This window comes from Bacilliculturomica massiliensis (assembly GCF_900605495.1).
GTDB classification, from domain to species: Bacteria; Bacillota; Clostridia; order Peptostreptococcales; family Anaerovoracaceae; genus Bacilliculturomica; species Bacilliculturomica massiliensis.
The window spans coordinates 1-12,014 of sequence record NZ_LR027600.1; the positions used below are offsets into that span (position 1 = coordinate 1).

11 protein-coding genes are annotated in these 12,014 nt (G+C 46.4%); 10 read left to right on the plus strand and 1 reads right to left on the minus strand.

Annotated features, from left to right (window positions below; genetic code table 11):
* The first annotated feature begins 493 nt into the window (after nt 1-493).
* The 3 genes from E0E37_RS03745 to E0E37_RS03755 all read left to right on the plus strand — a co-directional run bounded on the left by E0E37_RS03745 (nt 494) and on the right by E0E37_RS03755 (nt 3,573).
* Entirely contained in the window at nt 494-1,555 is a 1,062-nt protein-coding gene (locus E0E37_RS03745; protein WP_130861649.1) for an NAD(P)/FAD-dependent oxidoreductase, read from the plus strand.
* 56 nt (nt 1,556-1,611) lie between these two features.
* Nucleotides 1,612-1,983, plus strand: coding sequence for a (2Fe-2S)-binding protein (locus tag E0E37_RS03750; protein ID WP_165445193.1), 372 nt, complete (start codon nt 1,612-1,614; stop codon nt 1,981-1,983).
* 78 nt (nt 1,984-2,061) lie between these two features.
* Nucleotides 2,062-3,573, plus strand: a complete 1,512-nt coding sequence (locus E0E37_RS03755; RefSeq protein WP_165445194.1) for a DUF1667 domain-containing protein — start codon at nt 2,062-2,064, stop codon at nt 3,571-3,573.
* A 94-nt stretch (nt 3,574-3,667) separates the two neighbouring features.
* Here E0E37_RS03755 and E0E37_RS03760 read toward each other — a convergent pair whose 3' ends face one another.
* Nucleotides 3,668-4,900: an HD domain-containing protein gene (locus tag E0E37_RS03760; protein WP_165445195.1), complete on the minus strand. Its 1,233-nt coding sequence runs from the start codon at nt 4,898-4,900 to the stop codon at nt 3,668-3,670.
* A gap of 461 nt (nt 4,901-5,361) precedes the next feature.
* On the opposite strand from E0E37_RS03760, the gene E0E37_RS03765 reads away from it, so the two are divergent.
* The 7 genes from E0E37_RS03765 (at nt 5,362) to E0E37_RS03795 (ending at nt 11,941) form a co-directional block, all read left to right on the plus strand.
* Nucleotides 5,362-5,631 (plus strand): hypothetical protein, encoded by a 270-nt coding sequence (locus E0E37_RS03765; RefSeq protein WP_130861653.1) that lies wholly within the window; start codon nt 5,362-5,364, stop codon nt 5,629-5,631.
* Between the two features lie 426 nt (nt 5,632-6,057).
* Entirely contained in the window at nt 6,058-6,837 is a 780-nt protein-coding gene (rfbF, locus tag E0E37_RS03770; RefSeq protein ID WP_130861654.1) for a glucose-1-phosphate cytidylyltransferase, read from the plus strand.
* Nucleotides 6,838-6,956: 119 nt separating this feature from the next.
* Nucleotides 6,957-8,048, plus strand: a complete 1,092-nt coding sequence (locus E0E37_RS03775) for an NAD-dependent epimerase/dehydratase family protein (protein WP_130861655.1) — start codon at nt 6,957-6,959, stop codon at nt 8,046-8,048.
* Nucleotides 8,042-9,304: a UDP-glucose dehydrogenase family protein gene (locus tag E0E37_RS03780; protein ID WP_130861656.1), complete on the plus strand. Its 1,263-nt coding sequence runs from the start codon at nt 8,042-8,044 to the stop codon at nt 9,302-9,304. Before E0E37_RS03775 ends, E0E37_RS03780 begins: the two co-directional genes overlap by 7 nt.
* 128 nt (nt 9,305-9,432) lie before the next feature.
* The gene (locus tag E0E37_RS03785; RefSeq protein ID WP_130861657.1) at nt 9,433-10,437 is read left to right on the plus strand and encodes an FkbM family methyltransferase; all 1,005 of its coding nucleotides are present in this window, start codon (nt 9,433-9,435) and stop codon (nt 10,435-10,437) included.
* An 11-nt stretch (nt 10,438-10,448) separates the two neighbouring features.
* Nucleotides 10,449-11,021 (plus strand): dTDP-4-dehydrorhamnose 3,5-epimerase, encoded by a 573-nt coding sequence (gene rfbC / locus E0E37_RS03790; RefSeq protein ID WP_130861658.1) that lies wholly within the window; start codon nt 10,449-10,451, stop codon nt 11,019-11,021.
* Entirely contained in the window at nt 11,018-11,941 is a 924-nt protein-coding gene (locus E0E37_RS03795; RefSeq protein ID WP_130861659.1) for an NAD-dependent epimerase/dehydratase family protein, read from the plus strand. Before rfbC ends, E0E37_RS03795 begins: the two co-directional genes overlap by 4 nt.
* The last annotated feature ends 73 nt before the right edge of the window (nt 11,942-12,014 follow it).

The following is a 12,014-nucleotide window of genomic DNA, read 5'->3' on the forward strand; positions in this document are numbered from 1 at the left end:
AAGCTTCCCAGAACCAGAGACAGTACCAGCACAAATGAAAGTACTTTTCTCATTTTGAAATTCCTCCTTTAGAATTCTTCGAAGGGGAGTTTATTCGTTTTGGTTTGCTCAAATCATCCTCCCCTTCTGAAGATAATTTGACATTATCTTCAGTTCTCAAAAAAGTGAATAATTGTTGAATAAAGGTTGAATTTAGAAATTAATTAATTGTAAAAAATAGGTAATATTTAAATCGGGCATTGATATATCAAATATTATCTATTTTGGGTGTTGTGATAATTAAAAATAAATTTGGTTATAAATACCAGCTTGTTTAAAAAAGGCCTCCATATAACACACGCCAGAAACTTTTCTTACCTTTGCAAAAAATATCCGATTCATGTATATTGGTATGTATAGAAAGTGAGCGGCAAATGGAAAAGGCGGCTTAATGTCGATCATAACACGATCTGGGTAAAACTGGATATAGTGATATTTTGGTAAGGTGAGTTAAATGAAAATTTTTGACGTGATTGTCATCGGAGCGGGAGCGGTAGGGAATGCCATTGCCCGGGAATTGACAAGGTACAGACTGGATGTGGCTGTGCTGGAAAAGGAACAGGATACGGGATTCGAGACCAGCGGCAGAAACAGCGGAGTTCTGCACGCTGGATTTAACAATCGGCCGGGTACGTTGATGGCGCGGCTTTGTGTGGAGGGGAACAAAGGTTTTGAGCGTGAAGCGGCTCTGCTGGGGATCAGCTTTCGTCGGACGGGGAAACTGGTGACCGGCCTGACGGATGAGGACCGGGAGGAACTGCAGCGCCTGAAGGGGCAGGGGGAGGCCAACGGTGCAGAGGGATTGACGATCCTGAACGGAGAGGAGATCAGCAGGATACATCCGCGCATCGGCGGAAACTGGGCCCTGTTGTCGGAGCGTACGGGTGTTTTTGATCCCTTTGAATATACGGTAGCATTGGGTGAACACGCCTGTCAGAACGGGGCCGTTTATTTTTTTGGAAAGAGGGTCAGCGAGATCCGGAGGGAAAACGTTCAGGCGGAGGACTGTTTTGAAGTGACAGCAGGCGGAGAAAGATTTCGGAGCCGATGGCTGATCAACAGCGCGGGGCTATACGCCGACGAGATCTGCCGCATGGCGGGGATCGACGCGTATGAGATCCGCCCCTGCAGAGGCGAGTACCATATTTTGGACAAGGGCTGCGGCCTGGACCTGCCGCTGCCGGTCTACCCGGTGCCGAATCAAAAGGCCGGGGGGCTGGGGATCCATCTGACGCCGTCGATCCACGGCAATATAATGATCGGACCTAGCGCGGAATACTTGGGGGACCACGAGAGAGAGGAATACGACAGTACGAAAGAAGTGATGGACATGCTGTTTGAGGGCGGGCATCAGCTTCTCTCTGATATCAAGAGGACGGACATTATCCGAAGCTTTGCAGGAATACGGCCCAAGCTTACGACGAAGGAAACCGGCGGGTACGCGGTTTCATCATTAAACAGGAACCGGAGGCGGGTCGGTTTATCACGCTGGCGGGCATCGAGTCCCCGGGACTGACCGCTTCGATCCCCATTGGGCGCATGGTGGCCGATATCGTTCAGAAACAGGAAAAAGTGGAGCGGAATCCGGCTTATGAGGAATGGCGCCGATGCAGAGACTGGGGGGAGACCAGTATAGATGTAGATTCCCGCTCACACGAGAGAAGGCAAACCCGGGCTGAGAGCAGCCGGGGGCGGATCCTATGCCGCTGCGAGGCGGTGACGAAAGGACAGATACTGGATGCGTATGACGATATTGTAAAGATCGGGGCCCTGCCCACTCTGCGGGGGATCAAAAATCGGACGAGGGCAGGCATGGGCCGCTGCCAGGGCGGTTTTTGCTCTGTAAAGATCGTGGAGCTTTTGGCAGAGGAACGGGGTGTAGAACCGCTGACGCTTTGCTGGGACAAGAGCACGGGATGGATGTTTGCCGGCAGGGCGAGATGAGAAAAGGAACGCCGGTGAGAGTTGACGGAAAGGGAAATGCGGTTGGAAAGGGAGACATTGACTGAAAGGAATACATTGTTGGAGAGAAAAACAGACGTTGTGATCGTCGGCGGCGGGCCTGCGGGTCTGGCCGCGGCGGCTGCGCTGCGGGAAAAGGGCGTGGAAGATATTGTGCTGCTGGAGCGGGAAGACCGGCTGGGCGGAGTGCTGAACCAGTGTATTCACGACGGATTTGGACTGGAGCGGTATGGCGAAAATTATTCCGGGCCGGAATACGCAGCTTTTGATATTGAAAAGGTAGACGAACTTGGGATCGAGACGCACTGCTGCGCGGCGGTGTTGTCGGTGACGAGAGATGCAGGCTGGGAAACAGCGGCTGGCCCTCAACGGCTGAAGGTCCTGACGGCGGAGCCGGAGGGCGAGGGCGTCTACCGGAGCAAGGCGGTGATCGCAGCCACCGGATGCCGGGAGCGGACCAGAGGCGCCATCGAGATCCCGGGAAGCAGACCGGCGGGCATCTATACGGCGGGTGAAGCTCAGAGTTTTCTGAACCTGCACGACCTGCTGCCGGGAAAACGGATCGTGATCGTAGGTTCCGGCGATATCGGCCTGATCATGGCGCGTCGGCTGACGCTGGAGGGCGCGGAGGTGGTCTGCGTGGTTGAGAAGGAAAGCGTGCCGGGCGGTCTGCAGAGGAATATCGTCCAATGTCTGGAGGACTTTGGGATCCCGTTACATTTGAACGCTGAAATCAGAAAAGTGTATGGGAAAGACCGGGTGACAGGGGTGGATATCGAGCAGACGGTCCAGTTTGAGACGCACAGCTGGCATTGCAGCTGCGATACGCTGATCACCTCGGTGGGTCTGATCCCTGAAAACGAGATCCTGCAGACGGAAGGTCCGGGGCTGTTCGTGGTGGGAAACGCGCGTTACGTACATGACCTGGTGGATCAGGTCTCACAGGAAGGGATCGACGCCGCTGGAGAGGCAGTTTCCTATTTGAACAGCCTGGAGATGGATGCAGGCTGGAAATCGGGAGGGAATGGGACCGTCGGCGATGGAGAAAGAAACGGCAGCGAAAAATGCGGCTGTGGAATAAACAGGGAAAGCTTTTCCATTGAGCGCCTTAAGTCGGTGCGGGAAGCTAAAAAGCGCGAGCTGGCTGCCAGAAAGCGGGAAGCGGCGGCACAAAACGCCTGGGAAAACCATTTGACCGGGAACGCCGGACAGAAGGAATTAACATGCATTCTGTGCCCAAATGGCTGCAGGATCGGTCAGGATCTGTCCGGAGCCCGCTGTGACAAAGGCCGCCGGTACGCCAGAGAAGAACTGGTAGAAAAGCGCCGTGTGCTGACTACATCGGTGAAAGTAGAGGGCGGCGATTTGCCGCTGGTCAGCGTCCGCACCGACAGGAGGATCCCCAAGGACTGCTTCAAACAGGCGATGGAAGAAATCTGCGCGATGACTCTGGACGCGCCGGTCAAACGGGGGCAGACGGTCTGTGAAGATCTGGCGGGCACGGGGGCGCGGGTAGTGGCCACGAAAGATGTGGTGCCGGGTACAGAAACGCGCCAGACGGAGAACCATTAAATAGCTGCATATGGTGAAAAAGCGTTTGCCGGGTGTAGATCACCTCCTGCAAACGCTTTTTTGCTATTTACCGTTCTGCTTCTGCGCCGGCGGGTCAGAAATATTCATGATACGTTAACTTGTCCAGCAGTGCGTCGTTTAGATGCAACTGCCGACAGATATCGATGAAGTAATCGTCTGTCATACTGGCAATGAAGTCTGTGACGATCTCGTCTGGAGGCGCGGCGATGAAGCGCCGCTGCTGATGGCGATACAGGTTGCCCTGAATGGGATCGTCCAGATAGTGGCGAAAAACGGGCGAGTCATAGCGGCTGTTTTCCACATCGTTGATCAGCCGATCGTACAGCAAAGACATCATCGGCTGAACGATCGTGAAGTAGGGTTCGTTTAATTGTTCGTTCTCATAGATGACCCGATAGTTTTCGGCGATCAGATCTTCCAGATCGCGGAAGACCTCTTCATCCATGCTGAGGGAGGGCGAATGAATACTGTTTTTGATCAAATTAATGACCACATTGGAGATGATATCACTATTTTTGACGCCGATCAGACGCTTTTCCTCAAATTTTTCTTTTGGTATCAGCTTCGCGCGGTATAGATCCTGACGATCCTTTCCCGCGTAGGCGATCATATCGCTGATGCGCACCACACAGCCCTCCAGCGTGTTGGGGGTCAGGTGTTTGTGGTGATCCTGAGCAAGGTAACACCGCTCCAGGATCTGGTCGAATTCGTCGAAGGAGTCCATCGGGGCTGGGGCATATGCCAGATGGACCTTCTCTCCATTGTGGGAAAGAACGCCGCTGAGTGTTTGAAGTGTCAGATTGGAATCTAAAATATAGCGGAAAATGCGGGCGCTGTGAACGTTGTGGTTAAAAAAGCGCGCATTTCCCGTCCGTTTCAGCGTCCCCTGCCGGTAATTTTCACTCAGGAACGTCTCCCCCTTGTGGCCAAAGGGCGCGTGTCCCATGTCATGGCCCAGGGCGATGGCGTCGATCAGATCCAGATTCAGACGAAGAGCCCGCCCGATCGTGCGGGCGATCTTCGAGACAAATTGGACGTGCAGTGCCCGGCGGGTCAGATCATCGTTACGATAAAAAGAAAACACCTGCGTCTTATCTGCATAACGATTGTACAGCGGATTATGAATGATACAGTCAACGTCATAGGAATAAGGCGGACGGATGATATCATATCTGGGCTTGTAGTCGCGCAGACGGACAGCGTCCGTATCGCGGGCCGCATAGGGAGAAAGAATACCTGCACAAGCCGCATTCACACTTTCGAGATAGCGCGTCTCCCCAGGGGTAAAGGTAAAGTAATCTTTCATCGGTGTTTTCCCTCCTTTGCGCATGATCGTCCACAGAAATGCCTGTTGGAAATAATATTTATTTCATACTATTATATCTAATTTGTAGAAGCAGATCAAGCGCCTAACCGTAGTATCCATACCATTCATTTTGAAATGGCCGGCGTTGGTATTGGGACTGGCGCTGGGGGAGGTCGGGAGCGACTGATCGGGGTGTTGGCAGAAGGCCGATTTTTCACTGTTTTACTTCGTACTCCCTTCACAGAGAAAAAGTATGAGATGAGTTTGTTTATACGTTGAAAAACTTACTGATTATGGTATAATAAAGAAAAGTCTGTGGTAAAGGAATGCATCTATTCCAGTCCAGACAGTTCAGATTAGAAAACCCTCCATGCAGCAAAGACGATACATAGCATGACTTTTCCTTGTTCAGAGGGGTGGGGTGTGTTTTTGTGTGTCAGCGGACAACCTTCGGAGGGAAAATGAGTACATTTGAAATAGTGGAAGATGGCATCGTTTTTCGGCTTGATTCAGATCTTTATAAAGTGGACTGTGTAATAAAAACGGCGCATCTATTTTTGGACCGATATTATATTTATCTGGGACAGGAAGACCATGCTACCGTCGTCACGCTAATGCGAAAAGAAAAGGGCGAGGTGGACGAGGAAGCGGAACGGGCCGTGTTCGGCGAATTTTGCAATGAACTGCTGAATCAGATCGTCCACCAGAAGCCGTCGAAGGATATCGAGTAAGGAAGGTGGCGAGGCTGTCGCGCCAACGGGAAAACGTTGCGTGGGCAGCCTTTTTTCGTTTGTCTGAGGGCGGCGGTCCCGTCTACTTATACGGCTAATACAGGGCTTCGGTCCGTGCGGCGGCAGATCAGAAATACGATCTGGGCGACGGGCTGGATTTTTTCAAATAGCGTGAATGGAAGATTTGAAGTAAACGAAACGTTTAAAACAGTCATAAATAGTGGAAGAAAAATGCGAAAATAGGGAGATTTTATGACTTTTTGGCTGGATGCTGGTATAATAGTTCCAGCTATTTATTTGCGGCGTCGCCGCATGGAAGGAAAGACTAAAACCTAAACGATAATGCGGATAAGCCGTCTGTCATCGAAGTCTGTGGCACGATCATACCGCATGTGCAGTTATTGCAGCTGATTTGGAGGAAAGACGATGAAGGTTGTCATTTTGGCCGGGGGGCTGGGAACGCGGATCTCCGAGGAATCCCACCTGCGGCCCAAGCCGATGATCGAGATCGGCGGAATGCCGATCCTGTGGCACATTATGAAAATTTATTCCCACTACGGATTCAACGAGTTTGTCGTGTGCTGTGGATACAAGGGTTACATGATAAAGGAGTACTTCGCGGATTATTATCTGCATCGCTCTGATATTACCTTTGATTTTGCAGACAATAATAATATGATCGTCCACAACAACGTGGCGGAGCCCTGGAAGGTGACGCTGGTGGACACGGGTCTGAACACCATGACCGGCGGCCGCGTGAAGCGGGTACAGCCCTATGTAGGGGACGAGCCTTTTATGCTGACCTACGGCGACGGCGTGTCCGATGTGAATATAAGAGAGCTGCTGGCGTACCACAAGGCTCATGGGAAGACCGTGACCATGACGGCGATTCAGCCGGGCGGCCGGTTCGGAGCCCTCGATATGGAGGGGGATGGCCGGGTCAATTCCTTTGTGGAAAAGGCGAAGGAAGACGGCGGCTGGATCAACGGCGGATTCATGGTAGCGGAGCCGGCTTTGTTTGATTTGATCGAAGGAGACGATACGGTTCTAGAGCGGTCGCCCCTTGAAACACTGGCCCGCCGCGGGGAATTGATCGCGTATAAACACGATGGCTTCTGGCAGTGTATGGATACGCAGCGGGACAAGGATAATTTGGAAAAACTGTGGAATGAAGGCGGGGGGGGGGCTCCGTGGAAGAAATGGTAATAGTGATGCGCCGCTTCTTCTGCGGCGGATCCGCCAGAACTTCCAAAGGTATTTTAAGTGATGGAAATATAGGCTTATGAGTCGCAAGAATTGCATGGCGAAATTGGGGATAAACAGGAATGAACAAAATTTTAAATGAAGATCTACTGTATACTTTATCAGGACTAACAACTGAAGAAAAAAATAAATTACAAGGAGCGCAGATTTTAATTACAGGTTGCGCAGGTTTTCTGGGCTATTATATTATGCACTTTTTGGCCAGGTTTGGAAATGAACTTGGTGTAAAACGTGTTGTGGCTCTGGACAATTTTAAATTGGGCTCACCCAAATGGCTGAAGCAGATAGGAAATCTGGATTTTGTGGATGTACAAACATTTGATGTAGCGAGTGATGATATTGCCTCGCTTCCGGATGCAGATCAATGCAATTATATCATTCATATGGCTTCTATTGCATCCCCGCATTTTTATAGGAAATACCCGATCGAAACCTTGGATGCGAATATCTGGGGTCTTCGTAGCCTTCTTGACTTTTACAAAGATAAAGGCATTAAGGGATTTCTTTTTTATTCTTCAAGCGAAATTTATGGCGATCCAGATGCTGAAAGTATTCCCACGGACGAAGAATATAGGGGTTTTGTTTCGGCCACAGGCCCCAGAGCATGCTATGATGAATCAAAGCGATTTGGAGAGACGATGTGCATGTTATTTGCAAACCAGTATAACATGCCGATCACTGTTGTCAGACCTTTTAATAATTACGGTCCAGGAATGAAGCTTTCCGACCAACGGGTGCCTGCTGATTTTGCAAAAAATATTTACGAGAACAGTGATATCATTATGCTTTCAGACGGTACGCCCACGCGTACATTTTGTTATATTGCAGATGCTGTTGTCGGATATCTGAAAGCGTTGCTTTATGGGAAATATGACTATTTTAATATAGGTATTTCTAAACCAGAAATCAGTATCAGGGAATTAGCGAAAATCTATGTGGAAAAAGGCCGTGATGTTTTTGGCTATGCAGGCAGCTGTAAGATCAAAGCGGCTGAGGAAAAAGAGTATTTGACTCATAATCCGCAGCGTCGGTGTCCGAATACTCAAAAAGCAAAATCTGTATTAGGATATGAGGCACAGATCAATGTAGCAATGGGAGTTGAAAGATTCCTCAAATATTTGAAGGAAAGTGCAAGGGATGAGGTTATATGGTAGTCACTGTTTTTGGATTAGGTTTTGTCGGATTAACAACGGCGGTTGGACTTGCTGCCAAAGGTAACGTGGTCTACGGATTTGATATAGATGAGAGCAGGGTGAAGCAATATGAGCAAGGAAAAATGCCATTTTATGAGCCTGGTCTTGACGATGCGCTGAATACTGTAATATCGAAAAAATTATTTTTGGATGTCGATTTATCTGTTGCGATTCAAGAAAGTGATATCATATATTTCTGTGTTGGAACACCGTATGGAAAGAATGGAGAAGCGGATTTAACGTATCTCTTTACTGCAATGGAGGAAGCGTTGCGCTGCTGTGGAGATGAAAAGTTTCGCGTGTTTGTGACGAAATCCACGATCCCGCCATCTACGACAAAAGAGAAAATCGCAGAGTTTTTGAAGGAAAAGGGATTTGAACCGGGTGAACGGATCGGCTTGGCTAATAATCCGGAATTTTTGAGAGAAGGACATTGCTGGGATGATTTTGTCCATGCAGATCGAATTGTATTTGGTGTTCAGGATAAAAGATCTGCTGCTATGCTAAAAGAGTTGTATCAAAGTTTTGATGTTCCTGTTTTTTGCACGAACTGGAATACGGCAGAATATTTGAAATATCTATCCAACACATTGTTGGCGACCTTGATCAGTTTCTCTAATGAAATGTCCATGGTAGCGGATGCTGTCGGTGATATTAGGGTTAGAGAAGCGTTTCAGCTTTTGCATATGGACAAACGCTGGAACGATTGCAATATGGCATCCTATGTTTTTCCAGGCTGTGGTTATGGCGGATATTGCCTTCCAAAGGACACGAACGCACTTTTTGCAGTAAGTAAAGCCAAAGGGTTCGTCCCAGATATTTTAAAACATGTGATCCAGACAAACGAGCATATGCCGGAAGTGATGCTGGAACGGGTAAAGCATGCTGTTCCGTTAGATAAACCGCTCTGTATTTTGGGTCTATCGTTTAAACCGGGTTCGGACGATGTAAGAGATACGCCGGCAGCTAAGCTGATTGATCAAATTCTAAAGAGCGGTTACAAAGAGGTTGCGGTCTATGATCCAATCGCGAATGATGAGTTCAGAAAGAACTATGGTTTTCCGGTCAAATATTTGAGCAGTCTGGAGGAAGCGATGTCGTTTGGTGATCACTATATTATAACAACAGCGTGGAAAGAATTTGAGAAATTGAATGAGCTGGCTAAAAATCGTGAGAATCTGGTTGTTGTGGATTGTCGGTATATGCTGGATTTATAAATGCAAAGCTTAGCGTTCGGATGCTTTCATTAAAGAAAGGCAAAAATTATGATTGAAAGATTGTCGCAATTAGAAAATATAAAATTAAGGGATATTGAGAAAATCCAAAAAATGGAACGGGGGGGGGGGTGATCATATTATTTGGAGCAAGCCGTCCGGCCTTACACATTACGCGTTTTCTTGAGAAAAATGGGCTAAAAGTTGAAGGCTATTTTTGCAGCGATGATCATGTCAATGATAAAAGTAACGTATTTAAAAATGTTATGACATTCGATCAGGTATGTGCTAACTACAATAGAATTATATTGATAGCAGCAAGTAACTATGGAATCAAAACTGTTCGTATGGATTCAAAATTTAAAGATCCTCGGATTATCGCAACCTTCATATGGGATATCGCGCATTTTGAAGAATCAATGATAGATAAGTCATTTGTGGAAGAAAATGAGAAAGCCTTTGATCTGACTTTTAGCATGCTTGCTGACGATTATTCAAGGCAGACATATATAGCTTATTTAAATACTAAGGTTAGTAGCGATATTAAATTTTTAGAATCGGTGTATCATCAGAGGCAATATTTTATTGAGGGTTTAACTGATATCAGTCCAACAGAAATATTTGTTGATGGCGGTGCTTATACAGGTGATACTTTAGAAGATTTTTTAAGCTTTAGCAGGAGGCAATATCGAAAATATTACGCGTTTGAAGTTGAGGAAGATAAAATTGAAAAAATTGAAAGTGTAATTGAAAAGACGCAAATCACTAATATTGTCATCAAGAAAAAAGGAGTGTGGTGTAGAAAAGAGCCCCTTCTTTTTAATGCAGGATTTGACGGTGGGTCCAATATAGATGAAAACGGAACAATAGAAATCCAATGTGATACTATTGATAATATGGCTCCAGATGCAACCTTTATAAAATTAGATGTGGAAGGTGCCGAGTATCAGGCATTATGTGGGGCAAAAAAGACGATTCACAATAACCGTCCAAAGTTAGCAATCTGTGTTTATCACAGAAAAGAGGATTTAATTACAATTCCACAGTTGATTCATTCCATGAATCCGGATTATCAATTTTATCTTCGTTCACATTCAGAGACTTCGGCACAGGAATTGGTCCTATATGCGATATAAGGAGAAATAGAATGGGCAAGTTTGTTTTTGAGGAGACAGATATTAAGGGGTTAAAAGTTATAACGCCTTTTATAGCGCGAGACAACAGAGGTTTTTTTTCGAAACGGTTTGAACGGGAAGAATTTGAAGCGAATGGAATAGAAGTTGATATCTACGAGTGTATGGAATCATTTTCTGTCAGAGGTGTGTTGAGGGGACTGCATTTTCAGAAAAAAGAGTCACAGGCAAAGCTTTTGCATACCATTGTTGGTGAGATTTTCGATGTTGTCGTAGACTTGAGAGAGAATTCAGCTACGTATGGGAAATGGAAAGGATTCTACCTGTCGGGTGAAAATAAAAAAAGTATTTATATACCAAGAGGGTTTGCCCATGGGTATCTTACGGTTTCAGATATGGCAATAGTGGGTTATTATGCAGATAATCGTTTTGCTTCTGAATACGACGGCGGAATTTTGTGGGATGATCCTGACATTGGGATTGATTGGCCATTAGAGAAGGTTGATAATAAAATCGTAATCTCCCCAAAGGACGAGCTTTTAGAAACATTTAAAAGCTTTTATGAAAATGTGAGGTATGTGGAGTGACGAACAAAAAGGTACTTTTGACAGGTGGTACTGGTTTTATTGGCCAACATTGCATACCTGTACTTCTAGAAAGCGGATTTGACGTATACGCCTCTTATCGAAAGACTATTCCTGAAAGGTATACAAGGAATGTAAAATGGATAAAGGCAGATTTGTTACACGGCATGAACAACATCGAGGAGACGATGGGTAAAGTTGGAATTGACTATTTGCTCCATTTGGCATGGGATTTAACGCCAGGTGAGTACCAGAATTCTGGAAATAATTTAAAGTGGTTAAAAGCCAGTCTTGATTTAATAGAGGTTTTTATTAAATACGGTGGGAAACGAATTGTAACAGCTGGAACATGTTTTGAGTACGACTTTTCTGATGGAATTCTTAAAGAAGATATAACACCTTTAATGCCAGATACTCTCTATGGAGAATGTAAGGCGGCTATGTATAATGTTACAAAACATTTCTGCAGCATTCAAGGCATAAGCTATGCGCACGGAAGAGTATTTTATCTCTTTGGACCAGGGGAAAATAAAAAACGTGTTGTGCCGTATGTAATAACAGAATTGGCGCAAGGCCACAAACCTAGATGTGGAAGCGGTGTTCAGAGATTAGATTACCTATATGTCAAGGATGTAGCCAAGGCCTTTGTAGCACTTTTGGATACGAATATTCAAGGTGCGGTCAATATCGGTTCCGGAGAAGTTTTTTCTCTCAGATCTTTTTTGGATAAGATCCAAATGGAAATGGGTTTTGAAGATATGATAGAGTTTGCAGATCCGGTGTGTGGAGACATAAAACAAATTGTTGCGAATTCGGCAAGATTGAGAAATGAAGTGGGCTGGAAAGCCGATTATTCAATTCAAAGCGGTGTGATTGAATTTATAAAATGGATGACTGAGAAAGTACGAAACTTAAGTCATTAATAAGAGGCTATTTTTATGCAGTGCATATTACCACCTTATTTCGAGTTTAAAATGATACCCAGAACAGACAGAG

Coding starts and splice junctions, on each gene's coding strand:
- E0E37_RS03745 (WP_130861649.1), top strand. CDS start 494: ATGAAAATTTTTGACGTGATTGTCATCGGAGCGGGAGCGGTAGGGAAT.
- E0E37_RS03760 (WP_165445195.1), bottom strand. CDS start 4,900: ATGAAAGATTACTTTACCTTTACCCCTGGGGAGACGCGCTATCTCGAA.
- E0E37_RS03765 (WP_130861653.1), top strand. CDS start 5,362: ATGAGTACATTTGAAATAGTGGAAGATGGCATCGTTTTTCGGCTTGAT.
- rfbF (WP_130861654.1), top strand. CDS start 6,058: ATGAAGGTTGTCATTTTGGCCGGGGGGCTGGGAACGCGGATCTCCGAG.
- E0E37_RS03775 (WP_130861655.1), top strand. CDS start 6,957: ATGAACAAAATTTTAAATGAAGATCTACTGTATACTTTATCAGGACTA.
- E0E37_RS03780 (WP_130861656.1), top strand. CDS start 8,042: ATGGTAGTCACTGTTTTTGGATTAGGTTTTGTCGGATTAACAACGGCG.
- rfbC (WP_130861658.1), top strand. CDS start 10,449: ATGGGCAAGTTTGTTTTTGAGGAGACAGATATTAAGGGGTTAAAAGTT.